Origin of the sequence: Polynucleobacter sp. MWH-Creno-3A4 (assembly GCF_018881885.1) — a bacterium.
In the GTDB taxonomy this organism is placed as follows: domain Bacteria; phylum Pseudomonadota; class Gammaproteobacteria; order Burkholderiales; family Burkholderiaceae; genus Polynucleobacter.
In genome coordinates, this window is sequence record NZ_JACXSA010000001.1 from 809,605 (window position 1) to 835,303 (window position 25,699).

The following is a 25,699-nucleotide window of genomic DNA, read 5'->3' on the forward strand; positions in this document are numbered from 1 at the left end:
AGACAATTGCGAAAGACAGGCTAAATTGGCGCAAACCATTGCGATCATCGATTACGGAATGGGAAATCTTCGTTCCGTATATCAAGCATTCCATCATGTAGCGCCTGATGACAATGTCTTGATTGCGCATCATCCAGTAGAAATTCGTTCTGCTGATCGGGTTGTTTTGCCTGGTCAAGGGGCAATGCCAGACTGCATGAAGCACTTGGAAGAATCTGGTCTATTGGATGCCTTATTGGAGGCCTCTAAAAATAAACCCCTTCTTGGGGTGTGTGTAGGCGAGCAAATGTTGTTTGATCAAAGTGCTGAAGTACGGGCATCCGAAAGTGCGCAGTGGACCCCTTGTTTGGGCTTGATTCCGGGCGAGGTTCGCCGTTTTGAGCTAGCAGGTCAGAAACAGGCAGACGGCTCTGTTTATAAAGTCCCCCATATGGGCTGGAATCAGGTTCGTCAGGATAGTAAGCACTCTCTTTGGAATGGCATTCCGGACCAAACAAGCTTTTATTTTGTGCATAGTTACTATGTTGTGCCGCAGCGCAAAGAGGATATTGCTGGCTCAACGGAATATGGAGACTGGTTTACATCTGCAGTAGCGCGAGATAATATTTTTGCGACACAATTTCATCCAGAAAAAAGTGCAGAATACGGATTAAAGCTTTATCAAAATTTTGTTTCTTGGCAACCTTAATAATTTATTAGCCCTTAGTTATGCTGCTCATTCCTGCAATTGATCTCAAAGACGGCCATTGTGTTCGCCTCGAACAAGGTGACATGGATAAAGCAACTATTTTTTCTGAAGATCCTGGCGCGATGGCAACGCATTGGATTAGTAAAGGCGCACGCCGTTTACATTTAGTCGATCTAAATGGTGCCTTTGCAGGCAAGTTAAAAAATGAAGCAGCGATTAAATCCATTCTTAAAGCAGTTGGCGATGAAATTCCAGTTCAACTGGGCGGCGGTATTCGTGATCTCGAAACCATTGAGCGCTTATTGGATGACGGCATTAGCACCGTCATTATTGGCACTGCCGCAGTGAAAAATCCCGGTTTTGTCCAGGACGCCTGCACTGCATTCCCTGGGCATGTCATGGTTGGCTTAGATGCTCGTGATGGCAAAGTTGCTACTGATGGCTGGAGCAAGATTACCGGTCACGAAGTGATTGATCTTGCTAAGAAATTCGAAGATTGGGGTGTTGAGGCCATTATCTATACCGATATTGGGCGCGATGGCATGCTTAAGGGCGTCAATATTGAAGCGACTATCAAGTTGGCTCAGGCGATTCGGATTCCGGTCATTGCCAGTGGCGGCCTTTCAAACAATCACGATATCGAGGCGCTTTGTAAGGCGGAAGAAGAGGGCGTCATGGGCGTCATTGCTGGCCGCTCTATTTACGCTGGCGATCTGGATCTCGCAGCTGCACAAAAATATGCTGATGAGTTAACACTCAAGTATGCAAAGAAAATTAGCTAGTGTTAACCAAGCGAATTATTCCTTGTCTTGATGTCACTGCAGGGCGCGTTGTTAAAGGTGTGAACTTTGTAGGTTTACGCGATGCAGGCGACCCTGTAGAAATCGCTAAGCGCTATGACACGCAAGGTGCAGACGAATTAACTTTTCTCGATATCACCGCAACTTCGGATGGTCGCGATTTAATCTTGCACATCATTGAAGATGTGGCATCACAAGTATTTATTCCCTTGACTGTAGGTGGTGGCGTGCGCGCTGTAGCAGATGTGCGACGCTTACTCAACGCTGGCGCAGATAAGGTGAGTATGAATTCCTCGGCAGTCGCTAATCCCGATTTGGTTTCTGATGCTGCCGCCTATTACGGCTCACAGTGCATCGTAGTTGCTATCGATGCCAAGCAAACCGCTGCTGGGAATTGGGAAGTCTTTACCCATGGCGGTAGAACTGCTACTGGTATAAATGTGGTGGATTGGGCTATTGAAGTTACCAAACGCGGCGCTGGTGAAATTTTGCTCACCAGCATGAATCGTGACGGCAGTAAAGATGGCTTTGACTTGGCCTTAACTGCCGCAGTCAGTGATGCCGTTTCTGTCCCGGTCATCGCTTCGGGTGGCGTCGGCAATCTGCAACATTTGGTCGATGGCATCACTAAAGGCCATGCCGATGCAGTTTTGGCAGCAAGTATTTTCCACTATGGTGAATACACCGTAGGACAGGCAAAAGAATATATGGCAGCCCAGGGGATCCCGGTTCGTATTTAGCTGTATTTCCTGATTCGCTGTAAAGTTCATCTATGAGCAATCCACAAAGTACTTTTACCCCCATGCAATCTTTGCAAGCCGGTGCTTGGCTAGATGCAGTGGCCTGGAATGAGCAAGGCTTGGTGCCGGTGATCGCACAAGAGTTTGGTAGTAAGGACATCTTGATGATGGCTTGGATGAATCGCGATGCCCTATTAGCGACTTTGCAACTGGGTGAGGTAGTCTATTGGACACGCTCTCGTCAAAAGCTGTGGCATAAAGGTGAGGAGTCTGGCCACACTCAGAAGGTAAAAGAGATTCGCTTAGATTGTGATGGCGATACGATTTTGCTGATTGTTGAGCAAAAAGATGGTATCGCTTGCCATACCGGGGAACACAGCTGTTTCTTTTTGCAATGGGATTCGAATAAATCTGCCTGGGTAGATGAATCTCAGAAGTGAACTTTCTAAAAAGACATAAAATCACATCATGACAAGTTCTGCAAATAAGCCTACCAATCTAGATTCTGCATTAGCGCATTTAGCGGATGTGGTGGATCAACGTCGCGATGCATTCAAAGCTGGGCAGGCCGATCCCAAAACTTCTTATACCGCTTTACTCTTTTCTAAGGGTGACGATGGGATCTTGAAGAAGATTGGTGAAGAGGCAACTGAAGCGGTGATGGCTGCCAAGGATGCCCGCAGTACAAATTTAGCCACCGAGCAACAAAAGCTCTTGGTGGGCGAGATGGCCGATCTTTGGTTTCATTGCCTGATTGCATTGTCACAATTTCATTTGCGCCCAGAAGACGTGATTGCGGAGTTAGATCGTCGCCTTGGAACATCTGGAATAGAAGAAAAAGCCGCCAGAAAAGCATCTGGTCAGGAGTAAGTTAGCATGTCACACGATCCTAACTGCCTCTTTTGCAAGATTTCACAAGGTTTGATCCCCTCACATAAGGTTTATGAGGATGAGGAGATCTATGCCTTTAAAGATATCAATCCAGCAGCACCAGTGCATTTTTTGATGATTCCCAAGAAACATATTCCCATGCTGGAGTCAGCAGAAAGCATAGACGCCCCTTTGCTGGGTAGAATGATGGAATTAGCACCTCGTCTTGCCAAAGAACAGGGCTGCCGTCCAGGCAAGGATGGTGGCTTTAGATTGATGGTGAACAATGGTGCGGATGGAGGGCAGGAGGTTTATCACCTGCATTTGCATGTGATGGGCGGTCCGCGCCCCTGGAAAAAATAATCCAAGGAGATTAAAAAATGGGCTCATTTAGCATTTGGCACTGGTTAATTGTTTTGGTCATCGTGATGTTGGTATTTGGTACCAAGAAATTACGCAACATCGGTCAAGATTTAGGTGGCGCTGTAAAAGGTTTTAAAGATGGCATGAAAACATCTGAAGAACCAAAAGAGCAGATCCAACAAGGTGCTTCAACAGTCGATAAAACCGTTGATGTGCAGGCCAAAGACCTCAATAAATAATTATTGATAGCGCAATCGAAATTCATGCAGTTTTCAGAAGACTGGTTTAAATGATTGATCTCGGAGTTTCAAAACTTGCGCTTATCGCAGTGGTTGCTTTAGTTGTTGTAGGTCCAGAACGCTTGCCAAAAGTGGCGCGTATGGCTGGTAATTTATTCGGCCGAGCACAACGCTACATGGCTGAAGTGAAGTCTGAGGTCAATCGCCAGATGGAGATTGATGAGCTCAAAAAATTCCGTGAAGAAAGTACTGCGGCGCTAAAGGAAGTGGAGAGCAGTATTCATTCCACTGTTCAAGAAGCTAACACCAATCTGAGTGATCAAGCGGACATCTTTGAAACTTCTTTTGAGAAACCGCCACTTGACGAAAAAGAAGTGCTACGCAAATCCAAGCGCCAAGGCCGAAATAGCTGGGGCGTGAGGCGCGCAGCTCGGCCAATGTGGTTTAAGCGCTCAACAGGACTGCGTACTCGCGTGCAGTCTGGCGCTGCTCGGATGAAGCGCTTTCATCACAGTACTAATAAATAAAAGCAGAATAAGACCCTTGCATGACTGATAGCCACTCAACTGAAGACTCTGGTTTACAAGAATCATTTCTGTCGCACTTATATGAGCTGCGCGATCGTGTCATTAAGGCAGCGCTGGCAATTATTGTGGTGTTTATAGGCTTAGTCTATTGGGCCCCAGATATTTTTCATTTATTTGCTCAGCCTTTATTGGAAGCTTTGCCTGCGGGCGGCAAGATGATCGTGACCGATGTCACCGGCTCTTTCTTTGTGCCGATGAAAGTCACCATGCTGGTTGCTTTCATTATTGCGCTCCCAATCGTGATGTACCAGTTGTGGGCGTTCATAGCCCCAGGTTTGTATCTACATGAGCGCAAGTTAATCTTGCCATTGGTAGTCAGCAGCTACACCTTATTCATCATCGGCATGGCATTTGCGTATTTCTTGGTATTTCCGACCGTATTTAAATTTATGGCAAGTTATAACGCTCCCTTGGGCGCCGAGATGTCGACTGACATTGATAACTATTTAAGTTTTGCCATGACCACTTTCTTGGCTTTTGGTATTACTTTTGAAGTGCCCGTAGTAGTAGTTGTCCTAGTGCGCATGGGAATTGTGCCTTTGGCTAAACTCAAAGAGATTCGCCCTTATGTGATTGTGGGCGCTTTTGTGATATCGGCAGTAGTGACTCCGCCCGATGTGCTTTCTCAGTTGCTGTTAGCTGTTCCAATGACCTTGCTATATGAGTTGGGCTTATTGGTTGCGCGCTTCTATACCCCTAAGCCTGCGGATGAAGAAGTCAATTCGGAGAATTAAGCTAGCTCGGTATTCGTCTGATGTTTATTCGCCTTGGCGAAGGTAGTCGTTAGCCAATGAGTAACACGATCAAAGCGATAACGTCTTTGTCGTAAGTTACCTTCGATTTCTAAATCAGAACTGGCAAACACCTTGCCTGCAGCCAATAAAGCACGACGCTGCTGAATAGTCTCGATCTGAATCAATCTCGGTAAGATCTTAGGTAACTCCCAGCGAATATCCACAACAACGCAGTGCTCATGTTGTAGCTGACCCACTTCACAGAGCAATAACTCCGCCTTACTGAAATGAAATTGATTGGCAATCACAATGCGATGGCACAACAACAGCCAATCTTCATCTAGTTGGTGTTCAACATGATGGTTAATCGCTTGCTCTGCCTGAAGTGCAAGCTCGTGCCAATCATTTTTCTGGGGATCGGGACAACTTTCTAAAATTTTGCCGAGCAGTTCTTTGGCTTCTGCAATGCCTTGCTGGTGGGCTTGCCATACCCAGTAGGAGGCTTGCAAGCCGCGAACTTTTTCATCAGACTTTTCTCGTTTACGCCAAAGGTTGGCGCCTTTGCGCAGTTGTGCTTCAGCATGGCCAAGGTCAGCTGCTCGGTCAAAGCAGCGATCGCTTTCCGCAGCACTATAGCCAGAGAACTGCGGGCGACGATAAATTTCTCCAAGCGCATACCAAGCATCACGATCACCATCTTTGGCTGCAAGCTCTAACCAATAAGCCGCCTTCTTAAGTGAGGCATTGGATTTAGTATCCCCGCCATCTAATTGGGCAAGCCGAAGTCCTAAGGTCAATCTTGCCATGGTGAGTCCAAGCTCAGCAGCTTGTAGCAAAGCCTCTTCATTTTTATCATCAAGCCAAGAGATCCATAAAGACGATAGCGCTGCATTTTTCGGTTGGAGTTTGATGAGCAGTTCTTTAGCTGCTGATGTAAATGGAGAGTCGGTCTCAGCGAGCTCCTGTAAAAATTGTTTCGCAATTTTTTGCAGACCTTTTAAATCCAGTCCAGCAATTGCTTCAAGAGAGCTTGAAATATTTTTGCCTTTGAGAAACTCCATGAGTTGAGCTTGAATTTCTTGGTGGTCTGGGTTGATCAAGAGGTTAGCAAGCTGCCACTTGGCAGCTAAATGGAGTTGAGTTTCGGCCTTTGTGTGAGCCAACTGCCAAAAAGAAGTCCAACCGAAGCCAAACGCAGGGGACTGAAAAGTTTGAGCCAGAGGAATGCGGGCGATTTGAGTCAAAATCTCAGTGGTGGAATTTGAGCTAGTCTGCTTATCTTTAAGTTCTTGATTTGTAACGGAAAAATAGGATTTTTCGAGCCAAATGAGTGCATTTGCAGGCTGAATCGGGGTTTTATACGCCCCTGTTAAATAGGCCTCAGCTAGCTTTTGTTGCGCTAATACATCACCTAAACGGGCTGAACTGAGGATTTTTAAGAATTCGCGGCTTGCCATGTGACAATTTTGTCATCTAGACGCCATAAAAGACAGGAATCTTGTCCCTTGTTGCCGAGATACAACGAAGAAAACCAAAAAACTCCCTTTTGACAAGCAAAAAGAGGTCCTAAATACTCTTACCCCCAGTCTGCAAGGGCAAAACCAGCAAAATTCGTAGGTCCCAGTTTTTATTTGGGCATTACTTTTAATTTTTGGAGATTTGAAGAATGAAAAAATCGCTATTCGCAGTTGCAGCAGTAACAGCTTTTGCTGGTGCTGCCCAAGCTCAATCAAGCGTAACCGTGTACGGCATCATTGACGCTGGTTATGTAGGTACTAACACAAAGTTGAACTCTAATTCATCTGCATATATGAACAGAGGCGGTACTCAAACTACAGCCAATGGTTTTACTGGCAAAGGTGCTGAGCAAACTTCACGTTTGGGTTTCAAAGGTAACGAAGATTTAGGCGGCGGTACTAGCGCATTCTTCACCTATGAAGTTGAAATGTATCCTGAAGATCAAGACAACAGTGGTAACGCAAACAAAGGTTTGTTAAACCGTCAGTCTTTTGTTGGTTTGAAGAAAAATGGTTTGGGCCAAGCAGCTGTTGGTTTGCAATACACCCCAATCTTTAACCTCGGTGCAGTAACTGACCCAGGTAAAAACAACAACATTGTTGGTAACGTAACTTACTCAGCTGGTACTCTTGCAAAAGATAACGCTGGTCAAGACTACAACGCTGCATACACCAACCGTACTGCCAATACTTTGTCATTCAAAACTGACAGCTTCTCTGGTTTTACAGCAAGCGGTATCTACACGCTAGCAAACAGCAACACAACAGTTCTTTCTTCTTCTTCTGGCGGTAACACCAATGCTAGCGGTTGGGGTTTAGGTGCTGATTTCACATGGCATAAGCTTTACATTGGTGCTGCTGTTCAGCAACTCAAGCAGCTAACTTATACAAGCAATTTAACTACTCCATCCGGTACAACTGTTAATAACCCATGGGTAAATGCTCAGCCTTCCTCTGGAGTTAACTCAAGCACAGGTGTTGGTACACTTACACAGAACGGCTTGAACGTTCAAGACAATCAGTACTTGATTGGCGCAACTTATGACTTTGGTATCTTGACAGCCTATGGTCAGTATGTTTCACGTACTGCAAGCGCAACTCAAAATGCCAACTACTACATGAAGCGTCAAAGCGAGCAGATTGGTGTTCGTAGCTACATTACTCCAACAATTGAAGGTTGGGCAAGTGCTGGTCTAGGTCGTTACACAGCATTGGGTGCTACTACTCCAACAGCTAACTTCAATGCATGGCAGTTGGGCTCTAACTATTACCTAAGCAAGCGTACAAACTTGTATGCTATCTATGGTCAGCAAGTTCAGTCTACTGCTTCATATGGAACAACTACAGTTAGTTCCAGTGCAAGTGGATACGCCCTTGGCTTGCGTCACACTTTCTAATTCAATGCTAGCGTAAGCTAGCTAGAATTAAAAAAGCATCAAACTGACCCGCCCTAGAAATAGGGCGGGTTTTTTATTGCCTAAAATTATTTTCAAACAGAGAAGGTTTGTGGAGCCAAGTGTCGTTGCTGGTGTTGATGCATCTTTTGATAAATGCATTCAATATCTCTAGTAAAAGAGTCGATATCAAACAGGGGGCTGGTTAGGCGATTGCTAGCAAGCTTTTGTTTGATTGAATTCAGCCTCTCTGGATGATTGCCGAGTTCTATCGCCAATGCCTCAAACTCTTTAGTTGAGTGGGTAACTAGCTCTGGAAGACGGATTGCGTGTAGCAGGCTGGCTGCAACCTTTCCTGGAAAGGTATGACCTAGCAAAGTCAATACTGGTAGTCCGGCCCATAGTGCATCGCTAGCAGTGGTATGTGCGTTGTAAGGCAGGGTGTCAATAAATAGGTCGGCGAGTCTGTGACGCGCTAGGTGCTCTACAGAATCTATGCGAGGCGCAAAGACCAATCTAGCAGGATTAATTCCTCGGGCGGCAAACTCTTTTTGTAGATTTGGCGCAGCAGTATGATTATCTTCAAGCAGCCATAATGCGCTGCTCTCAACCGCATGCAAAATTCGACACCAACTATCAAATGTTATTGGAGTAATTTTGTAATTGTTATTAAAACAGCAGAAGATAAAGCTGTCTTCCGGCAACCCTAATTCAGAGCGTGTAAATTGCCTCGATGAAATCTCTCGTTTTCTATCATTTGGCTGATAGGTGTGCGGAAGATAGGCTACTTTTTCCGTGAAAAATTGTGCATTAGCTTCTGGGATGATGGTTTTGTCTGCGATGATGTAGTCATAGTAGTTGGCGCCCATTGTTCCTGGGTAGCCAAGGTAATTGACTTGAATCGAAGCCGCCCTGAAGGCGAATATACCGGTTCTGGCATCAGCAGTATGGCCACCTAAATCAATCGCGATATCAACCCCAAGCTCTCTTGATAATGCAGCTATCTCCAAATCCGACTTATCTTGCACATCAATAAACGTATCAAATGCCTTTGAGAGTCTTTCGCGCATGGGATCCTTTAGATCTGCTACCCCATAAGAAAACCCAATAACCTCGAAATGATTGCGATCATGCGACTCGATGAGATTGGCAATTAGCGCTGCTACAGCATGAGTTTTATAGTCAGCTGAAAAGTAACCAAGCTTTATCTTAGGATTCTGTCGCGGTTGTATTGGCCCAAGTGAGGGGTTGAAGGGGTATTTATGTTCAATTTGTATCTTTGCAGTCTGGTGATTAATTGCTTCTGAGTTGGATAGCCCGAGGATTGAAAAAGGGGTTGCAACACCTTTACCTTGTTCAATTTTGGTATTTAAGATATTCAAATCATGATCAAGGTTTGACCAGTCAGCCAGTAGCATTTTCGTGTGTAGCCAAGTTCCCATTAAGTAAGGAAAGTCAGGATCAAGGCTTAAAACTTTGTCAAAGGCCTTTAGGGCATCTTTATAAAGCCTTAGGCTTGTGAAATTAACCCCGAGGTTATGCCAATACAGTGGGATATTAGGATTGAGCTCAATTGCTTTTAATGTGCAAGAAATGGCTTCATCATATTGTTTAAGACCCCAAAACACATTTCCCCAGCTTAACCAGGCATCAGCAAAATCTGGTTTTAAAGAAATCGCCTTTTCGTAGTGAGCATTAGCTTCACTGTAGCGCTTAAGCTCATATAGAGCCTTACCTTTATTGCTCCAAACCTCTGCTCGATCTGGCATTAGTGCAATCAGTTTATCAAAGACCTCAATAGCCTTATCGTGTTGTTTTAACTCAGCCAGAGTAGACCCTAGGTTATGCATTGCCTCAGGGTACTGCTGGTTTATTTCAAGCGCCTTAGTAAATGCCTCTATGGCCCTATCAGATTGCTTAATGCTAGAAAGACTTTTGCCATAGTTATTCCAGGCTTCAGGGTTGTTGGGGGATAGCTTAATAGCAAGCTCATGATGTGCGATGGAGGCTTGATGTTCATTGCACTCACTTAATGCTTTGGCGAGGTTATATTGCGTGGAGAAATTATGGGGATTGATTTGGGCGGCTTGTTTTAAATACTTAGCTGCCTCAGCATGCTTTCCCTGTGCTGCGTTCACTAGGCCAGAAATCTCCAATGCAGCGATATTTAAGGGCTCACTTTGCAAAACCTCTTTGAGAAGGTTTTCTGCTTTTGAAAATTGACCGCTTTGTATCACTCCAACGGCCTCACCGATACGCATTTGATTTTTAGGATTCATAATTTAATTTTGTAGCATTAATTATTCGGTCGTGGGCGTTTACTAATAGTAGTTTTTAGTGAGATAGGTTTACCCTTTCTCAAAATCTGTAAGCTAGCCTCAGTGCCGGGAGAAAGTTGTGCCACTTGATTCAATAGATCTCTTATATCGGATACGTTACGGCCATTTAACTCAATCAGAATATCACCGGGCCTTACGCCAGCACGATCTGCTGGTCCACCGCTTAAGACACCAGCAATAAGAACGCCTTTAGTCGCTTCTGGAAGGTTCAGGGATTCTGACAACTCCTTGGAAAGATTTTGTGGCTCAACTCCAAGCCAGCCACGCAGTACTGAACCATTTTTTAAGATGGCTTCCATCACTTGCTTGGCAAGATTGACGGGGATGGCAAAACCAATGCCCATAGATCCACCATTATTTGAAAAAATAGCAGTATTAATACCAATTAAATTTCCGCGAGTATCGACAAGGGCGCCACCAGAATTGCCGGGGTTAATAGCGGCATCCGTTTGAATAAAATTTTCAAATGTATTAATGCCTACATGGTCTCTACCCAAAGCTGAAACAATTCCGGACGTAACAGTTTGGCCAACACCAAAGGGGTTGCCAATGGCCAACACCACATCACCCACCCGAACAGATTCGACCTTGCCTAAACTGATAGGGTTTGGCAAACTTTTGGCATCAATTTTTAAGACTGCAATATCGGTCTCTGGGTCACTTCCAATCACCTGCGCTTTCACCCTTCTGCCGTCCGCTAGAGCTACCTCAATACTGTCTGCCTCACTGATGACGTGATGATTGGTCAGGATGTAACCTTCGGGGCTAACCAGAACACCAGAACCTAAGCTTGTATTGGACTGCTCTTGGGGCGGCTGTTCGCCAAAGAAGAATTGAGATAGAGGATCAGAGGGGCTAGGCTTGATCTCTTTGCGAGCCTTAGGTTTTGTAAGAGATTTGCTGGTAAAAATGTTCACCACTGCTGGCATTGAACGTCTTACAGCATCATGATAGGAGTGAGGGTTTAATTGACCTTCTCCACCCACCTCTCGAAAGGTGGCATTTTCTGTAAGGGTGCTTACTCTGGATTCTTCGATCCATTCGGGCTTAAGAGTGACAACAATAAATAAGGCTGCCAATAGAATCGTGACTGCTTGCGAAAAAATGAGCCAGTGCTTATGCAATTGAGAATTCATCTGAGGGCAATCATTTTTTTGGAGTGTGATGACTCAAGAAATCTTCTAGTGCTCTGATAGGAATGAGGTCGTTAAATAGGCCCATTTTACGTTCTGCGATTGCAGACTTATAGGATTGGAGTAAGTCTTTATTCTGAATCATCTCCACCGCCAGATTTATATAGGCACCCTCTGTTTTACAAATTAACTGGGAGGGCCCAATCTGATTGAGTATTCCGCTTGCTAAGCGACCACGCATCCACCGGCCTTCAATAGTGATTACTGGCAAATTACAAAAAAGGGCCTGCATTGCAGTATTAAAACCAGAAAATCCAATCGTATCCAAGTAGATATCGGCTTTTTTCATAAGTCCAAAAAATACCTCTTTCTTTTGAAACGGAATAAAGCGAATAAATTGATCTACATTAAGCTGCGCTTCTAAAAAGGCTTTGCGAAGACGCTCTTGTAGCGCCACGCTTAAGTTTTCATCAAACGAGAAGAAAACAAATTGACATTTACCTAGCCTTTTTGCAATCTCAACAAAAATGCTGTCGTAGCTTGGTAAATATTTTGAAGGGGAGCCTGCGCAAAGTAATATTGGCAACGTTTCATCAATATCTAGTTCGAGGAAATTAGGGGCTGTAATTTCTACGTGAGGGGGATCAAAATGGGTTCCTAGGTTGGGCAGCAGAATTAATTTTTCACTGTAATTCTTCTCTGCCTCAAGAGGCTCTAACAGCTCGGATGAAAGGAAGTAGTCAATGTTGGGTAATCCCGTCGTTTCCGGATGACCCCAGCTTGCAAGTTGTAGAGGGGCAAGGCGCAGGCATGCAAGCGCTTTGGAAGTAGTATCCATGCCAATTTCAGGGTACAAAATGACATCTAAGTGTTCATCAAGGATTTGCTGCGCAGCAGGTCCAAGCACTTTGCCGCAATTGAAGTAATGAGCAACTTTTAATTTGGCAAGTGCAGTCTCCTCATCCTCGGTGCCACCAGTATTAAAAAGGAGAAGCTCAAATTGATTGGTATTGAGGTGATTTACCCATCCTTTAGTAATGGCATACCAAACTGGATGATCGCAAAAGAATTTACTAACAATACCAATTCGAATTTTTTTCCCAGATTGAGTTTCTCCCTGTATGGAGCCTAGACTTTTTTGGATTGGCAGAGCTTGTTGAGTACAAATCTTCCCAAATTGAGTAAGCAGTTCTCGATTATTTTCTTCTTGGTAGGCGAGATAAAAAGGGTGCCGTGCGATGCACTTTGAAGTGATTTCTAGACTGTCTTTCGTCGGAGTGAAGGTTTTTAAAAAATCTAACTCCTTTGAAAAGGAAGCTCTAGAGGCGTTTATTTCATTTGAGTTTTTGTAAATCTTGGGAATTTGAGCAATAGCTAGACCATATGCTGTTTCGATATTTTGAGGGTCGAGTACAAGCGACTTGGCGTAATGCTCTTTTGCTACAGAGGGGTTGCCAATGTCGTAATACAACTCCCCTAATAAATAAAATGTTTGCGAGTGATCAGGCTTAATTTTGAGCGCATGCTCATAACAATGAATGGCACCTTGATACTGCTTACCTTTTTTAAGGCTGTTGCCAAAATTTAAACAGGCATCCAAATAATTTGGGTTAATTTGTAAGGCCCGCTCATAGTTATAAAAGGCATCTTCGTAGTTGCCTAAATCAGTAAGGGCATTAGCTAAGCTATTAAAAGCTTCCGCGAGATCGGGGTTGACAAGAGTTGCTTGCTTTAACAGGGGAATAGCCTGGTCTGGCATACCCTCTTCTAGCAAAACTATCCCTGTATTACTCAAAGCTTCCGAATAATTTGGGCGCAATTCTATGGCCTTTTTATATTCATCAAGTGCTTCCAGATTCCGTTTTAAGCCCTTTAATGCATTGCCACGATTATTGTGGGCTTCTGGAACGCTCGAGTCTTGCTCAATCGCCAGATCGCAAAAATTAAGCGCCTCTTGAAATTGTGAGAGTGCAATGTGCACTAAGCTCAAATTGCTCAGGGTGTGTGGAGAATGTGGTGCAAGTAAATTAGCGCTATTTAAAAAATTGAGAGCAATTGAGAATTCATTTTTTTGATACGCACGAATACCCAATAAGTTAAGTGCCCCTACGTTATTTCGATCGAGTTGATGAGCTTGATAAAACAAATCATCGGCTTCTTTCAATCTACCTTGCTGAAAGTGTGCAAGCCCATCCTGAAAAATGAGTTGTGCTCGAGTCTTTTCTTGAGTAGTTGTTAGGGATGACAAGTAATGCTACCTGTAGGCTAAATTTTTATTTGTAAGTTGAAATAACTCACTTCTTTAGGCTATCCCGAATTTCACGCAACAACACAATATCTTCTGGTGTTGGAGGAGGAGGAGGGGCATCCATAATGCGAATTTTATTGACGACCTTGACCATTTGAAAAATGACAAACGCCAGCAAGATGAAATTAATCGAAATGGTGATGAAGTTGCCATAGGCGAAAATCGGCACCCCAGCCTTTTTGAGGGCGTCAAAAGTTCTGGGAACTCCCTCTGGGACGTGACCTAAGACAATAAATAGGTTTGTAAAGTCGATATGACCCCCAAAAAGGGTCGAAATCACCGGCATCACGATGTCATTTACCAGGGAATCCACGATTTTCCCAAAGGCCCCGCCAATAATCACGCCTACCGCCAAATCAATGACATTGCCCTTGACGGCAAAGTCCCGAAATTCCTTTAAAACGCTCATTTAGCCTTCCCTTCCTATCTGGATCCTGATTAACTCGAGATTAACCCCATAACTTTCTTGCTTACCCCACTTTTTACTTTAAAATCCTATCTTTAAGCAATTTCCACCCATAAATACCCTTTTTAGGAATTTTGTAAATGAGTGACAAGCCCTCCATGGACAAGGATCGCCGTAATTGGTTGATCGCCACTTCGGCAGTAGGTGGTGTAGGTGCAGCAGCAGCCCTTTACCCTTTTATTGATAGTTTTGAGCCATCAGAGCGTGCAAAAGCCGCTGGTGCTGCAGTCGAAATCGATATCACTGGCATGCAGCCTGATGAGATGAGAACAGTTGAATGGCGCGGTAAGCCTGTTTGGGTTATTCGTCGCACCCCAGAGCAAGTTGCTGAACTTTCTAAGTTGGATAGCGAATTGGCTGATCCAGATTCATTGCGTGATCCTGCTCAGTTCACACCACCATATGCTCAGAACCAATGGCGCTCCATTAAGCCTGAATACCTTGTGGTGGTTGGTATTTGCACTCACTTGGGTTGTTCACCAAATGCGAAGTTTGAAGCGGGTCCACAACCATCTTTGCCAAATACTTGGCCAGGTGGTTTCCTTTGCCCATGTCATGGCTCTACTTTTGACATGGCCGGCCGTGTGTATAAAAACAAACCAGCCCCAGATAACCTTGAAGTACCGCCACATATGTATTTGAGCGATACCAAGATTTTGGTTGGCGACGATAAGAAGGCCTAAGGAGAGATAGATGGCATTCCACGAAAAACAAGTTCCAGCAGACGCCTCTGCTGCTCAAAAGCTGATGGCTTGGGTTGACTCACGCCTGCCGGTAACGGAAGCTTTCAAGCGGCATATGAGTGAGTATTACGCACCAAAGAATTTAAATTTCTTCTATATTTTTGGCGCCTTAGCGATTGTTGTGTTGGTAAACCAGATATTTACCGGTATTTTCTTGACCATGAACTACAAGCCTGACGCTGCCAAGGCGTTTGACTCTGTTGAGTACATCATGCGCGAAGTGCCGTGGGGCTGGGTGATTCGCTATATGCACTCCACCGGTGCTTCCATGTTCTTCGTGGTGGTTTACATGCATATGTTCCGTGGTTTGATCTACGGTTCATATCGCAAGCCACGTGAACTCATTTGGATTTTCGGCTGCGCAATTTTCTTATGCTTAATGGGCGAGGCATTCTTCGGTTACTTGCTCCCATGGGGTCAGATGTCTTACTGGGGCGCTCAAGTAATTGTGAACTTGTTCTCTGCAATCCCATTCATTGGTCCAGACCTATCCCTTTGGTTGCGTGGTGATTATGTTGTGGGTGATGCAACTCTGAACCGCTTCTTTGCATTCCACGTGATTGCGATTCCACTGGTATTGGTTGGTTTGGTAGCAGCCCATATTCTTGCTTTGCATGAAGTTGGTTCCAACAATCCTGATGGCGTTGAGATCAAAGATACCCTTGATGCAAACGGACACCCAGTAGACGGCATTCCTTTTCATCCTTATTACAGCGTGCATGACGTGATGTATTTGGGCGGATTTTTAATGGTCTTTGCTTGCATCGTGTTCTTTGCTCCAGAGATGGGCGGCTACTTCCTTGAAGCCAATAACTTTGTACCTGCAAACCCATTGCAAACGCCTCCACACATTGCACCAGTATGGTATTTCACGCCGTTCTACTCTATGTTGCGTGCAACCACCTCAAACTTCTTGTTGCCCTTATGGATTTTCTTGGCAGTGATTTTAGGGATGTTTGCCTTGAAAACCAAAGATCTCAAAGTGAAGGGCGCTTGTGCTGCAATCGCTTTGGCTTTAGCTGGCGGCTTCTATTTGTTTGATGCTAAGTTTTGGGGTGTTGTGATCATGGGTGGTTCTGTAGTGATCATGTTCTTCTTGCCATGGCTTGATCATTCCCCAGTGAAATCCATTCGCTATCGCCCAGATTTCCATAAATACATTTATGGCGTCTTTGTGGTGAGCTTCGTGATCTTGGGTTACTTGGGAATTCAGCCACCATCACCAGTATTTGAAAAGATTTCTCAGGTTTGCACTATTTACTATCTGGGCTTCTTCTTAGGAATGCCGTTCTGGAGCACGCTTGGTACATTCAAGCCAGTTCCAACACGCGTTACCTTTAAGTCCCATTAATTTAAGCCTGCGATAACAGCGAAGAGAAATTAGGAACTAGTATGAAACGAATTCTGCAAACTTTGATGGGCATCTGCCAAGCAACAGTATTAGTTGCCGCCCTTGGTCTGAGTCTGAATGCCAATGCAAATGAAGGCGGCTTTCCATTAGACGCTGCACCTAACCGCGTAAGCAACAATGCTTCATTGCAAAACGGTGCAAAGATTTTTGTGAACTATTGCTTAAATTGCCACGCAGCTTCTAGCATGCGTTACAACCGCTTGCGCGATATCGGCCTAACTGATCAGCAAATCAAAGACAATCTGATTTTTACTGATGCCAAGGTGGGTGACTTGATGACCATTTCAATGTCTCCAAAGGAGGCTAAGGCATGGTTTGGTAAGAATCCTCCAGACTTATCTGTAGAGGCTCGTGCGCGTGGAACGGATTGGCTGTATACCTACTTCCGTACCTTCTACAAAGACGACACCACTCAAACGGGTTGGAATAATTTGGTTTATCCAAACGTAGGTATGCCGCATGTACTTTGGCAGCTACAGGGTGAGCGTGCTGCGAAGTTTGAAGAGCACAAAGATCCGCATGATGAAGGCAGAGTGGAAAAGGTGTTTGTTGGCTTTGAGCAATTAACACCTGGAACGATGAAGCCCCAAGAATATGACGACAACATCGCTGACTTGGTTGCTTTTATGTCTTGGATGGCAGAGCCTGTCCAGTTGGAGCGTAAGCGTCTTGGCGTGATCGTGCTTCTGTTCTTGGCGATCTTCACGATCTTGGCTTGGCGTTTGAACAAAGCTTATTGGAAAGATATTCACTAATGTAGTTCATGAGTCCTGAATTGGGGCTCATGAGTGAAAAGATTTAACGCTGTTGTGCGTTTGTTGTATTGAAGTAGAAATTTAAGGAACTATATTTATGATGGTGTTGTACTCGGGTACTAACTGCCCCTTCTCGCAACGCTGCCGTTTGGTGCTTTTTGAAAAAGGCATGGATTTTGAAATCCGCGATGTTGACTTGTTTAATAAGCCAGAAGATATCTCGGTGATGAACCCTTATGGCCAAGTGCCTATCTTGGTTGAGCGCGATCTCATTTTGTATGAATCAAACATCATCAATGAATATATTGATGAGCGTTTTCCTCATCCACAGTTGATGCCGCCTGATCCAGTCGCCCGTGCGCGCGCACGTCTCTTCCTCTTCAATTTTGAGAAAGAGTTATTCGTACACGTCGCCTCATTGGAAAATGAAAAAGGTAAGGCTGCAGAAAAGAATCATGAAAAAGCGCGTTTAGCTATTCGTGATCGCTTGACACAGTTGGCGCCGATTTTTGTGAAGAATAAGTACATGCTCGGTGATGAGTTCTCAATGCTAGACGTTGCCATTGCGCCATTGCTATGGCGTCTTGAGCACTACGGTATTGATCTTTCTCGTAATGCTGCAGCGCTCTTGAAATACGCTGAGCGTATTTTCAGCAGACCAGCCTATATCGAAGCATTGACCCCTTCGGAAAAGGTCATGCGCCGCTAAGCAACTCTAGCGGTTCATTATGGTCGGCATGCCTGACGTTCCAAGCAACAAACCCTACTTAATCCGTGCTCTACATCAGTGGTGCACGGATTTTGGTTTTACCCCCTTTATTGCGGTCTTTGTGGACTCTAGGGTGGAGGTGCCGATGGAGTTTGTGAAGAATGATGAGATTGTTTTAAATCTCTCGCTAGAGGCATGTCACCAGCTGCAAATGGAAAATGACTGGATTAGCTTTCAAGCCCGGTTTGGGGGCGTTCCTAGAAAGATTATGGTGCCCGTGAGCCATGTCTTGGCTATTTACGCCAGAGAGAATGGGCAGGGCATGTCTTTCCCATTTGATCCAGCTAAAGCCAGGGATCTACACGTTGCTGATTCTGGGGATCAGGAGTCTGAAAAACCCAAAGCCGGCAGACCTTCCTTAAGGATTGTGAAATAGGCTAAAATAATCCCGTTGCCCCTTTAGCTCATCTGGTAGAGCAACTGATTTGTAATCAGTAGGTGGTCTGTTCGAGTCGGACAAGGGGCACCATTTATGAGCTCTCACTACACGGGCGTTAAAACCAACACCCCAAAATTAATAATAATTTCGAATGATGGCTGCTCAGAAATCACCGGATTATTATCTCCAAGCTCTCCTTGCTACAAACAAATTAAAGAGTGGGAGTACATTATTTCATCGTGTTGAGCATGGCGGCTTTGGTGCGATTACCTCTAGGCTGATGACAGGTTTAAATATTTCTCTTGCACTAGATGCAAATTACTCTTTTTTGATCGAATCACCTTATCTAATAGAGCAAATATTTGATATCCAAGTAAAGCAACCTATAGAAGTGGCTAGGGACCAAGAGATTATTGAATGGGATTTCATGAGGGATACATGGAATGCATCGCCCAAAATCAAGGCTGATCACCAATACCCAGCGCCTCCAATAGAAAGTTGTATTGAACTATCTCGTCATCAGTGGTGCGCGGTCCTAGCACAAGCTATTTGTGGGACGCCTAGCGCATTCCTCCAAAAAGAAATTGATTTGTTGAAAGAGCGCCTTTGCTGGGATTCTTACGATTTTCGTATTGGCTTACATGTCCGTAGGGGAGACAAAAATTCAGAGTGCCCCTACGTTCCTACTGAGTCATACTTGCAGCAGGTCAGGAGTTTGATTTTTAAATACCCACAGAAAAAAATATTAATTTTTTTATCCAGCGATGACCCTAATGCTATTGAGCATATTCAGGCTGGATTGGTTGGGGTTGATGTGCGCTGGGATGAGCTCGAAAAAAGATACAATAATTTCAATGCGGGCATGGTAGCCCAAAATCCCGCATTAGCTCTTCAGGAAAGCATTACTGCAGGCAAAAATATCTCATTACTCGGCGAGTGCGATTATTTGATTGGAATGAGGCATGCCCAATTTACCTGGCTTGGAGGTTTATTGGCAGTTTTCAATCATGGATTGGAGGCGAATAGACACATTATGCTTGACCCATACACAGGTCTTCGCAGCCATTGGGCTATTCTTTACGGCTTCCCCCTAAGTACACTATTACTTTAATCAAACTCAATAACTGCTAACCAAGGATATCAATGTCTCGCGGAATCTTATCTATTTACTGGGGGGATGAAACTAAGCTTCCGATTGATCGTTTAAAGGCATCAGTCAAAAAGTTTCATCCTGAATTGACTCATGAAATAATCAAAATAGAGGCGCCAGTCAATGAGCCATCTAGCTTAAATAAAAAAGCGGCTATGTTTGAGTTATCACCCTTTGAAGAAACCCTTTTTTTGGATTTAGATACGGTAGTCTTGGGCAATCTAGATTTCGGTTTTGAAAAGGCGAGACAATTTGGCCTGGCCCTATCTATTTGCGAGTCCCCATGGGGAAAGAGATATCAGAATATATTCAAGGGAGATGAAATCGAATATAACACTGGCGTTATTTTTTTTGCTAAACAGGCAAAATCTGTTTTTGAAAAATGGAGTGAGCTGGCAAATATAGTTGACTCCTCAATTTTAGGGGTCAATAAAGATGGTCCTTACAGAATGCCCGCAAATGACCAGGGCTCCTTTGCTTTAGCGATTCAGGAGACGGGCTTCAATCCTTTTGTGCTGCCTATGAATTGGAATTTTCGCCCGCAATGGCAAAGAAGTTTTTTTGGACCAATCAAAATATGGCATGACTATGTTGATCCCCCTCCATTCTTTGAGGAATTGAGTAAATACTATTCCAGCGGGGATTCCATTATTCAATATCATCAAGGCTAACTTTCTATAAATGAATCTACAAATAATCAGCTCACCTGATTCACTGAACGGAGCTTTAGAAACCTGGTTTGTTCAGAATAATCTTTTTGGAGGAGCACCTTATAGTCTTGGGGTCTCTTCAGCGCATTTTGGAGATGCAGCCGTTATTTATTTAGAGCTCAACCAGATTAATGTTGATCTCATTCGCCATATTAAATCTATGGGAAACAAGCTTGTGCTCTACCACATGGGCGGCGAGCGCTTGGATAAGGATATTTCTGTATATGCCGAGTGTGATTTAGTAGTTAGAAATTATTATTTCCCTAGCATTATTAACTCAGCCTATCTTGATGGTAGGGTAATGTGGGCGCCAAATGGATTTAGGACAGGGGTCGGCCCTAGGTTGGGTGGCCTGCTGAAAAAGGCCTCACAACGCCAAACTTTGGCCTCTTTCCTGGGATGGATTAATAATGCTGATTCTTTCAATAATGAGCGTGCTAGTTTTGGTCAGGCCACAAGTAATTGCGGTGAAAACTTATATTTAATGCCATCAAATGGATTTGCTAGCGGGTACAACGTAGGTTTATATGCGGCAATTATGGAAGATAGCGTACTGGCGCCTTGCCCATCTGGCAATAACTCTGAAACCATTCGACTATATGATGCTTTGGAATTGGGCTGCATTCCGATTTCACTATCACATGAATTTTTGCTTTCACCAGATGCGTTAGCATTTATTGGTCCAGTACCGTTCCCGATTCTTCAGTCTTGGTCTGACTTACCTGAATTTTTGGATGAAATGAGGGCGAGGATTGCTGCTCATCCAAATGAAATTCTCGAGCTACAGCAACGCTGCATTACTTAGTGGACTGATTACAAGTCAGCTATTCAGAAAAAAATAGCTGAACGTATTGCATCGTTGTAAATTTACGTTAATAGGTTTCTATTATTGGTTTCCGGCAACCATGGTATCGCAGCAATCGCTGCCATCCCAAGAAAAATAGCCGGGTACCAGAGCCCCGCAAAACTATTTCCCCATTCTTGATTGATCCAAGTGACTATTAGGGGGAGCAGTCCCCCAATCCAGCCTGCCGCTAGGTTGTGAGGAAGTGTTGCTGCACTATTTCTATTTTTTGCTGGAAAGAGCTCTGCTAGTAGGGCTGTTTGTGGGCCTACTACGAGTGCAAGAGATAAGGAGAGTATCGTTAAGATTAGTCCAATACCCACAATTGCCTTTTGACCACCAGTTGTGATGTAGATCTGCCCTAGGTTTTGGAGAAGCTCAAATGCTGGCCGAATAAATAGGGCGCCTAAAATAACGCCACTTAATACGACTGGTTTACGCCCAATTTTGTCTGAAAGCCAGCCAGCAAAAACAGTCAGGGGCAAGAGGGCAACAGTCCCGTAGATGCTTAATTTATCCACAAGCTCTGATGGTATTTGAACCGTCGTCTTCAGAAAAATTGCTGTGTATACCTGAACGCAAAAGAATAATATTGCGCCACTAGAGGATATGCAGAAAAATAATATGAACATTCTTTTGCGAATTTCAGTATCCTTAAAATTATTGATCAACTGAGAGTCAGTTTTCTCTCCTTGGCTTGCAAGTTCCATAAATACTGGCGTCTCCTCTAAAGTCATGCGTACTTTAAACGCAATGATTAATAGCAAAATGGAAATCCAAAATGGTACGCGCCACCCCCAAGTTTCAAATTCCTCTGGTGATAGGTAATGCTGTATCAATGTAATTTGCGTTGTCGATACCAAGATTCCGAGTGGACCCATCAGCTGCAAAAAGCTTGTTTTAAATCCCCTGTACTGGTTGCCGGCATGTTCTGTTAGGTAGACAGCGCCACCGCCGATTTCGCCCCCGGCAGATAGACCTTGAAGTAGGCGCAAACTTACTAGGAGGATGGGAGCCCAGATGCCAACTTGGGAATAAGTAGGCAAAAAGCCGACGCAGACGGTTGCGAGACCCATCAGCGCAATGGTGATCATGAAAACGGGTTTGCGACCAATCCGATCGCCCATTGAGCCGAATATAGCTGCGCCAACAGGACGGACTACCATTCCAACCCCAAAGGTCGCTAAGCTGGCCAAAAGGCCTGTGCTTGGGTCGCTTGACGGAAAGAAGAGCGGGCCAAAAACAACCGCTAAGGTAGCAAAGGTCAGAAAGTCATACCATTCCAAAAATGTCCCAAAGCAGGTTGCAATGGCTATTTTTCGATAGGAATTTGAACCTTTAATTTTTTCTAAGTTATTGATTTTATTCAATTTATATAATCTTGCGAATTATTTGTTGCAAAGCAGCAAAAAGTTCTTGATTTGCCATATTCCTTCAGTTACAGTTTGATGGTGCAGTGCAATATTTAAGCATCCGCAGCCTCCAGATTATTAAATCGTGCACTTAATGAACTAGTTGTACCACTTAATTTATGGAGAAATACATGAACCAAGCTCAAATCACCGCTAAATTGTCTCAAATGAATAGCAAAGGCCTCGAGGCCTCATTTTCTTTAAGCGAAGCTGCTTTGGAAAATGCCCAAAAATTGGCTGAGTTGAACTACGCTGCTTCTAAGGATGTATTGGTAAATGCTCAAGATGGTATTACGCAAGTATTGTCTGCTAAAGACCCAAAAGAAGTTACAGAACTTTTGAGTACAGAAACTTTGCAAGCTGCTAGCAATCAAGCAGTTGCCTACCAGAAGAAAGTTAGCAAAGTATTGCGCGAAGGCAATAAAGAGTTTGCAAACGTTGTTGATGCCAGCATTGACCAGTTGCAAGATGGATTCCAGGATTGGATGAATACCTTTGCCGCTAATGCACCTGCAGGCTCAGATGTATTTTTGTCTTCTTTCAAAACTGCATACGGTAGCGCTTTGCAGGGCTTCGAGCAGTTCCGTGCTGCTAGCAAAGAAGCATTTGCAACTGCAGAAAAAACTACTGATCAAGCAATTGAAGCTGTTCAAGGTCAAATTGCTCAAGTAAAGAAAGCAGCTACACCTGCAGCACGTGCACGCAAATCTGCATAAGTCACTGAAGCAATAGATTTATCGGAATTGGGTTTTAAATAAATCCCCGCTTAGTACGAACTAGGCGGGGATTTTTCTTGCTTGGTTTACTCAGAATCCGAAGAGGATTCGATCAAGGGAGTTGATAGATTCTTGCTGGGTTTGACGCCGAGCTCACGCACCTTTTCAGCGGAGCGAATCAGATTGCCTTTGCCAGTCTTAAGCTTATTAAAGGCATCGTGATAGCTGGTTTGCGCTTGATCCAGGCGTTGCCCAAGCTTTTCGAGATCCTCAACAAAACCTACAAATTTGTCATAAAGATTGCCACACTGTTTAGCAATTTCAAGCGCATTGCGGTTCTGGTGATCCTGTCTCCAGAGGTGAGCGACAGTGCGTAAGGTTGCCATCAGAGTGCTTGGACAAACTAACACAATATTCTTAGACAAGGCTTCTTGATAGAGATTTGGCGCTGTCTTTAAAGCCAATAAAAATGCGGGTTCAATGGGCACAAACATTAAAACAAAATCAACAGAGCCAGCGCCATACAAGGCGCTATAGTTCTTTCCAGAAAGTCCTTGAATATGCTGACGCAAAGACTGGATGTGGGCCGCTAGCTCTTGTTCGGCGATTACTGGGTCAGTAGTCTCGGCATGCCTTGCGTAAGCGGTTATCGATACCTTGCTATCGACGACCAGACTTCTTCCTTCGGGAAGCTTAATGACTACGTCGGGCTGAAGACGTGAGCCATCAGCTTGGGTATGGCTATCCTGCACAAGGTACTCTTCACCCTTGCGAAGGCCAGAGGATTCCAGGATGGATTCCAGAACGAGTTCGCCCCAGTTGCCTTGAACCTTGGAGTCACCTTTGAGTGCTTGGGTGAGGGAACGTGTCTCATCGGACATGCGCAGATTCAGATTAGCAAGGCGCTCAATTTCACTTTTGAGTGCATGGCGTTCGCGCGCTTCATTGCCATAAGAGGTATTAACCTGCTCTTTGAATTCAGTGAGCTTGGTTTGCAAAGGCTTAAGGAGTGCATCAAGGCTTGCGGTATTTTGTTCTGTAAAGCGCTTTGACTTATCTTCCAAAATCTCATTAGCCAGATTTTTAAATTGATTTGTAAGAGCCTCTTTAGCTTCATTCAGAGATTCAATGCGTCCAAGACCTTGCTTGCGTTCAGAATCTAATTCAGCCTCGAGACGAATGGCATTTTGAAGGGCTTGATCACGTTCGGCCCTGAGACTAAATGCTAGAGCAACTTCGGTTTGTATTTGAAGTTCTGCACGCGCAAGACTTGAACGCAAACTGAGCGCATAAACCAAAAGGCCTGCACATACAGCAAATGGCAGGCCAAATAGTAGGAGGGAGCTTAGATCAAAAGTCACTCAGGCAATACTTTAGGCTTTAACCAGTTTCTGAAGTTCACCTGACTGGAACATTTCAGTCATGATGTCTGAGCCACCAATGAACTCGCCGTTGATATATAGCTGAGGGATGGTTGGCCAATTGGCATACTCCTTGATGCCTTGGCGAATCCCAGCATCTTCCAATACGTTCACAGTATGGAGTTTTTCAACGCCGCTAGCTTTCAAGATATTGATTGCGTTGCCAGAGAATCCACATTGTGGAAACTGTGCAGTTCCCTTCATAAATAAGACAACGGGATGGCTAGTAACGATTTCTTTGATTTGAGCTTGTGTATCCATAAATTCTTTCTTGAAAGCAGTCATTCTGTAAAAAGGGGTTAAAACGCTATAGGGTAGATTTTAAGACTTTATGTGGAAAAAGGTTATTAAAGGAACTACTAGGCAATAGCATTTCTTCCAGAGGCGACGCGCTTATGACCGGCCAAATCCAGGTGCGCCTGAATGTCAGCAAACCCGGCAGACCCCATCAAACCCATCACTGCATCCGATTGGTCAAAACCATGTTCAAGCGCCAGTAGGCCATTGGGGGTGAGGTATTTCTTTGCGTCACTGATGATGGCCCTTATGCACTCAAGTCCATCGGCCTGATCAGTGAGTGCTGAGATAGGCTCAAAGCGCAGGTCACCCTGAGTCAAGTGCGGATCTTGTTTGGCAATATAAGGGGGATTGCTGAGGATGATGTCAAAGCAAGTTTCAGCATCTAAGGCCTGATACCAGTTGCCCTGTAAAAATTGCACTTGATTCTCTAAATCCAAAAGTTTGGCATTGGTTTTTGCAATCTCCAAAGCCTCAGAGGACTGATCTGTAGCTATCACTATTGCATTGCGTGCCGAAGATGCGACTGCTAGAGCAATAGCCCCAGAACCAGTGCCTAAATCCAATACCTTCACTGAGTGATGAAGGCGTTCGATTTCTCGCAGGCCAATTTCAACTAACAGTTCAGTTTCAGGGCGGGGGATGAGGACACCAGGCGCAACATGGAGCTCAATGTTATGAAAACCTCTTTTACCAATGAGGTAAGCAATCGGTTCACCTTGAATTCTTTTGGACTCAAGGGACTTCCAGCTCTCTAGTGCCTTGGCGTTGAGCTCTAGATCATCCCGCGATAACAGGGCAGAGCGTGGTAATTGGTAATGGACATCGAGTACATGCGCCATCAGAATGCGCGCTTCATTTGGTGGCAGTACAGAAGCGCCCAGCAAAGAGCGTAAGCGCAATTCTTGCCCCAT

At 44.5% G+C, this 25,699-nt stretch carries 28 protein-coding genes and 1 tRNA gene; 20 read left to right on the top strand and 9 right to left on the bottom strand.

What is annotated here, in order from left to right:
- Positions 1-25 precede the first annotated feature (25 nt).
- The 9 genes from hisH to tatC are packed head-to-tail and all read left to right on the top strand — an operon-like array spanning position 26 to position 5,021.
- A complete protein-coding gene (gene hisH / locus IEN92_RS04105) occupies positions 26-688 on the top strand; it encodes an imidazole glycerol phosphate synthase subunit HisH (protein ID WP_216160795.1) in 663 nt (220 codons plus the stop codon).
- Between the two features lie 20 nt (positions 689-708).
- Positions 709-1,470 (top strand): 1-(5-phosphoribosyl)-5-[(5-phosphoribosylamino)methylideneamino]imidazole-4-carboxamide isomerase, encoded by a 762-nt coding sequence (gene hisA, locus IEN92_RS04110; RefSeq protein WP_216160798.1) that lies wholly within the window; start codon positions 709-711, stop codon positions 1,468-1,470.
- The gene (gene hisF, locus IEN92_RS04115) at positions 1,470-2,228 is read left to right on the top strand and encodes an imidazole glycerol phosphate synthase subunit HisF (protein ID WP_216160801.1); all 759 of its coding nucleotides are present in this window, start codon (positions 1,470-1,472) and stop codon (positions 2,226-2,228) included. The genes hisA and hisF overlap by 1 nt, the downstream gene beginning before the upstream one ends.
- Positions 2,229-2,260: 32 nt before the next feature.
- Positions 2,261-2,668, top strand: coding sequence for a phosphoribosyl-AMP cyclohydrolase (hisI, locus tag IEN92_RS04120; RefSeq protein ID WP_216160804.1), 408 nt, complete (start codon positions 2,261-2,263; stop codon positions 2,666-2,668).
- Between the two features lie 28 nt (positions 2,669-2,696).
- Positions 2,697-3,098 carry a phosphoribosyl-ATP diphosphatase gene (locus IEN92_RS04125; RefSeq protein ID WP_216160806.1) on the top strand — a complete coding sequence of 134 codons (402 nt, stop codon included), beginning with the start codon at positions 2,697-2,699 and terminating at the stop codon, positions 3,096-3,098.
- 6 nt (positions 3,099-3,104) lie between these two features.
- Positions 3,105-3,461: a histidine triad nucleotide-binding protein gene (locus IEN92_RS04130; RefSeq protein WP_216160809.1), complete on the top strand. Its 357-nt coding sequence runs from the start codon at positions 3,105-3,107 to the stop codon at positions 3,459-3,461.
- Positions 3,462-3,478: 17 nt separating this feature from the next.
- Entirely contained in the window at positions 3,479-3,700 is a 222-nt protein-coding gene (tatA, locus tag IEN92_RS04135) for a Sec-independent protein translocase subunit TatA (RefSeq protein WP_215374788.1), read from the top strand.
- 50 nt (positions 3,701-3,750) lie between these two features.
- Entirely contained in the window at positions 3,751-4,227 is a 477-nt protein-coding gene (tatB, locus tag IEN92_RS04140; RefSeq protein WP_215374790.1) for a Sec-independent protein translocase protein TatB, read from the top strand.
- A 20-nt stretch (positions 4,228-4,247) separates the two neighbouring features.
- Positions 4,248-5,021, top strand: coding sequence for a twin-arginine translocase subunit TatC (gene tatC / locus IEN92_RS04145; protein ID WP_216160812.1), 774 nt, complete (start codon positions 4,248-4,250; stop codon positions 5,019-5,021).
- On the opposite strand, the gene IEN92_RS04150 is transcribed toward tatC, so the two are convergent.
- Complete coding sequence (locus tag IEN92_RS04150; protein WP_216160816.1) at positions 5,018-6,478, bottom strand: tetratricopeptide repeat protein; 1,461 nt, start codon at positions 6,476-6,478, stop codon at positions 5,018-5,020. The genes tatC and IEN92_RS04150 overlap by 4 nt on opposite strands.
- 209 nt (positions 6,479-6,687) lie before the next feature.
- Here IEN92_RS04150 and IEN92_RS04155 point away from each other — a divergent pair, with 209 nt between their 5' ends.
- Positions 6,688-7,935, top strand: a complete 1,248-nt coding sequence (locus IEN92_RS04155) for a porin (RefSeq protein WP_216160818.1) — start codon at positions 6,688-6,690, stop codon at positions 7,933-7,935.
- Positions 7,936-8,027: 92 nt separating this feature from the next.
- On the opposite strand, the gene IEN92_RS04160 is transcribed toward IEN92_RS04155, so the two are convergent.
- Genes IEN92_RS04160 through mscL form a run of 4 tightly spaced genes read right to left on the bottom strand, consistent with a single transcriptional unit; the run spans position 8,028 to position 14,121 of the window.
- Positions 8,028-10,211: a tetratricopeptide repeat protein gene (locus IEN92_RS04160; protein ID WP_216160821.1), complete on the bottom strand. Its 2,184-nt coding sequence runs from the start codon at positions 10,209-10,211 to the stop codon at positions 8,028-8,030.
- A 17-nt stretch (positions 10,212-10,228) separates the two neighbouring features.
- Positions 10,229-11,407 carry a Do family serine endopeptidase gene (locus IEN92_RS04165; protein ID WP_216160823.1) on the bottom strand — a complete coding sequence of 393 codons (1,179 nt, stop codon included), beginning with the start codon at positions 11,405-11,407 and terminating at the stop codon, positions 10,229-10,231.
- Positions 11,408-11,417: 10 nt separating this feature from the next.
- The gene (locus IEN92_RS04170; protein ID WP_216160826.1) at positions 11,418-13,652 is read right to left on the bottom strand and encodes a glycosyltransferase family 41 protein; all 2,235 of its coding nucleotides are present in this window, start codon (positions 13,650-13,652) and stop codon (positions 11,418-11,420) included.
- Between the two features lie 46 nt (positions 13,653-13,698).
- Positions 13,699-14,121 (bottom strand): large conductance mechanosensitive channel protein MscL, encoded by a 423-nt coding sequence (mscL, locus tag IEN92_RS04175; RefSeq protein WP_216160829.1) that lies wholly within the window; start codon positions 14,119-14,121, stop codon positions 13,699-13,701.
- A 137-nt stretch (positions 14,122-14,258) separates the two neighbouring features.
- Here mscL and petA point away from each other — a divergent pair, with 137 nt between their 5' ends.
- From petA to IEN92_RS04220, 9 genes are all read left to right on the top strand, one after another.
- Positions 14,259-14,861, top strand: coding sequence for a ubiquinol-cytochrome c reductase iron-sulfur subunit (petA, locus tag IEN92_RS04180; RefSeq protein ID WP_215374808.1), 603 nt, complete (start codon positions 14,259-14,261; stop codon positions 14,859-14,861).
- A gap of 10 nt (positions 14,862-14,871) precedes the next feature.
- Positions 14,872-16,272: a cytochrome bc complex cytochrome b subunit gene (locus tag IEN92_RS04185; RefSeq protein ID WP_216160832.1), complete on the top strand. Its 1,401-nt coding sequence runs from the start codon at positions 14,872-14,874 to the stop codon at positions 16,270-16,272.
- A gap of 41 nt (positions 16,273-16,313) precedes the next feature.
- Positions 16,314-17,087: a cytochrome c1 gene (locus IEN92_RS04190; protein WP_370623863.1), complete on the top strand. Its 774-nt coding sequence runs from the start codon at positions 16,314-16,316 to the stop codon at positions 17,085-17,087.
- Positions 17,088-17,184: 97 nt separating this feature from the next.
- The gene (locus IEN92_RS04195) at positions 17,185-17,796 is read left to right on the top strand and encodes a glutathione S-transferase N-terminal domain-containing protein (protein ID WP_215374814.1); all 612 of its coding nucleotides are present in this window, start codon (positions 17,185-17,187) and stop codon (positions 17,794-17,796) included.
- 28 nt (positions 17,797-17,824) lie between these two features.
- Positions 17,825-18,232: a ClpXP protease specificity-enhancing factor gene (locus tag IEN92_RS04200; RefSeq protein ID WP_216160841.1), complete on the top strand. Its 408-nt coding sequence runs from the start codon at positions 17,825-17,827 to the stop codon at positions 18,230-18,232.
- A 17-nt stretch (positions 18,233-18,249) separates the two neighbouring features.
- Positions 18,250-18,325, top strand: a tRNA-Thr gene (locus IEN92_RS04205).
- A 625-nt stretch (positions 18,326-18,950) separates the two neighbouring features.
- Positions 18,951-19,346 carry a hypothetical protein gene (locus tag IEN92_RS04210; protein ID WP_216160844.1) on the top strand — a complete coding sequence of 132 codons (396 nt, stop codon included), beginning with the start codon at positions 18,951-18,953 and terminating at the stop codon, positions 19,344-19,346.
- A 32-nt stretch (positions 19,347-19,378) separates the two neighbouring features.
- Positions 19,379-20,056 (top strand): hypothetical protein, encoded by a 678-nt coding sequence (locus IEN92_RS04215; RefSeq protein WP_216160847.1) that lies wholly within the window; start codon positions 19,379-19,381, stop codon positions 20,054-20,056.
- A gap of 10 nt (positions 20,057-20,066) precedes the next feature.
- Complete coding sequence (locus IEN92_RS04220; RefSeq protein WP_216160850.1) at positions 20,067-20,900, top strand: glycosyltransferase family 47 protein; 834 nt, start codon at positions 20,067-20,069, stop codon at positions 20,898-20,900.
- Between the two features lie 62 nt (positions 20,901-20,962).
- Here IEN92_RS04220 and IEN92_RS04225 read toward each other — a convergent pair whose 3' ends face one another.
- Positions 20,963-22,309: an MFS transporter gene (locus IEN92_RS04225; protein WP_216160853.1), complete on the bottom strand. Its 1,347-nt coding sequence runs from the start codon at positions 22,307-22,309 to the stop codon at positions 20,963-20,965.
- A 173-nt stretch (positions 22,310-22,482) separates the two neighbouring features.
- Here IEN92_RS04225 and IEN92_RS04230 point away from each other — a divergent pair, with 173 nt between their 5' ends.
- Positions 22,483-23,067, top strand: coding sequence for a phasin family protein (locus IEN92_RS04230; protein WP_216160856.1), 585 nt, complete (start codon positions 22,483-22,485; stop codon positions 23,065-23,067).
- A gap of 86 nt (positions 23,068-23,153) precedes the next feature.
- Here IEN92_RS04230 and rmuC read toward each other — a convergent pair whose 3' ends face one another.
- The 3 genes from rmuC to prmC form a co-directional block, all read right to left on the bottom strand.
- A complete protein-coding gene (gene rmuC, locus IEN92_RS04235) occupies positions 23,154-24,428 on the bottom strand; it encodes a DNA recombination protein RmuC (protein WP_216160859.1) in 1,275 nt (424 codons plus the stop codon).
- A 12-nt stretch (positions 24,429-24,440) separates the two neighbouring features.
- Positions 24,441-24,749, bottom strand: coding sequence for a Grx4 family monothiol glutaredoxin (gene grxD / locus IEN92_RS04240; RefSeq protein ID WP_215374829.1), 309 nt, complete (start codon positions 24,747-24,749; stop codon positions 24,441-24,443).
- A gap of 98 nt (positions 24,750-24,847) precedes the next feature.
- Positions 24,848-25,699: a peptide chain release factor N(5)-glutamine methyltransferase gene (gene prmC, locus IEN92_RS04245; RefSeq protein WP_216160862.1), complete on the bottom strand. Its 852-nt coding sequence runs from the start codon at positions 25,697-25,699 to the stop codon at positions 24,848-24,850.

What these genes read in the sequence shown, in the direction of transcription:
- hisA (WP_216160798.1), top strand. Translation starts at nt 709, where the DNA reads ATGCTGCTCATTCCTGCAATTGATCTCAAAGACGGCCATTGTGTTCGC.
- hisI (WP_216160804.1), top strand. Translation starts at nt 2,261, where the DNA reads ATGAGCAATCCACAAAGTACTTTTACCCCCATGCAATCTTTGCAAGCC.
- IEN92_RS04125 (WP_216160806.1), top strand. Translation starts at nt 2,697, where the DNA reads ATGACAAGTTCTGCAAATAAGCCTACCAATCTAGATTCTGCATTAGCG.
- IEN92_RS04130 (WP_216160809.1), top strand. Translation starts at nt 3,105, where the DNA reads ATGTCACACGATCCTAACTGCCTCTTTTGCAAGATTTCACAAGGTTTG.
- tatA (WP_215374788.1), top strand. Translation starts at nt 3,479, where the DNA reads ATGGGCTCATTTAGCATTTGGCACTGGTTAATTGTTTTGGTCATCGTG.
- tatB (WP_215374790.1), top strand. Translation starts at nt 3,751, where the DNA reads ATGATTGATCTCGGAGTTTCAAAACTTGCGCTTATCGCAGTGGTTGCT.
- tatC (WP_216160812.1), top strand. Translation starts at nt 4,248, where the DNA reads ATGACTGATAGCCACTCAACTGAAGACTCTGGTTTACAAGAATCATTT.
- IEN92_RS04150 (WP_216160816.1), bottom strand. Translation starts at nt 6,478, where the DNA reads ATGGCAAGCCGCGAATTCTTAAAAATCCTCAGTTCAGCCCGTTTAGGT.
- IEN92_RS04155 (WP_216160818.1), top strand. Translation starts at nt 6,688, where the DNA reads ATGAAAAAATCGCTATTCGCAGTTGCAGCAGTAACAGCTTTTGCTGGT.
- IEN92_RS04160 (WP_216160821.1), bottom strand. Translation starts at nt 10,211, where the DNA reads ATGAATCCTAAAAATCAAATGCGTATCGGTGAGGCCGTTGGAGTGATA.
- IEN92_RS04165 (WP_216160823.1), bottom strand. Translation starts at nt 11,407, where the DNA reads ATGAATTCTCAATTGCATAAGCACTGGCTCATTTTTTCGCAAGCAGTC.
- mscL (WP_216160829.1), bottom strand. Translation starts at nt 14,121, where the DNA reads ATGAGCGTTTTAAAGGAATTTCGGGACTTTGCCGTCAAGGGCAATGTC.
- petA (WP_215374808.1), top strand. Translation starts at nt 14,259, where the DNA reads ATGAGTGACAAGCCCTCCATGGACAAGGATCGCCGTAATTGGTTGATC.
- IEN92_RS04185 (WP_216160832.1), top strand. Translation starts at nt 14,872, where the DNA reads ATGGCATTCCACGAAAAACAAGTTCCAGCAGACGCCTCTGCTGCTCAA.
- IEN92_RS04190 (WP_370623863.1), top strand. Translation starts at nt 16,314, where the DNA reads ATGAAACGAATTCTGCAAACTTTGATGGGCATCTGCCAAGCAACAGTA.
- IEN92_RS04195 (WP_215374814.1), top strand. Translation starts at nt 17,185, where the DNA reads ATGATGGTGTTGTACTCGGGTACTAACTGCCCCTTCTCGCAACGCTGC.
- IEN92_RS04200 (WP_216160841.1), top strand. Translation starts at nt 17,825, where the DNA reads ATGCCTGACGTTCCAAGCAACAAACCCTACTTAATCCGTGCTCTACAT.
- IEN92_RS04215 (WP_216160847.1), top strand. Translation starts at nt 19,379, where the DNA reads ATGTCTCGCGGAATCTTATCTATTTACTGGGGGGATGAAACTAAGCTT.
- IEN92_RS04220 (WP_216160850.1), top strand. Translation starts at nt 20,067, where the DNA reads ATGAATCTACAAATAATCAGCTCACCTGATTCACTGAACGGAGCTTTA.
- IEN92_RS04230 (WP_216160856.1), top strand. Translation starts at nt 22,483, where the DNA reads ATGAACCAAGCTCAAATCACCGCTAAATTGTCTCAAATGAATAGCAAA.
- grxD (WP_215374829.1), bottom strand. Translation starts at nt 24,749, where the DNA reads ATGGATACACAAGCTCAAATCAAAGAAATCGTTACTAGCCATCCCGTT.
- prmC (WP_216160862.1), bottom strand. Translation starts at nt 25,699, where the DNA reads ATGGGGCAAGAATTGCGCTTACGCTCTTTGCTGGGCGCTTCTGTACTG.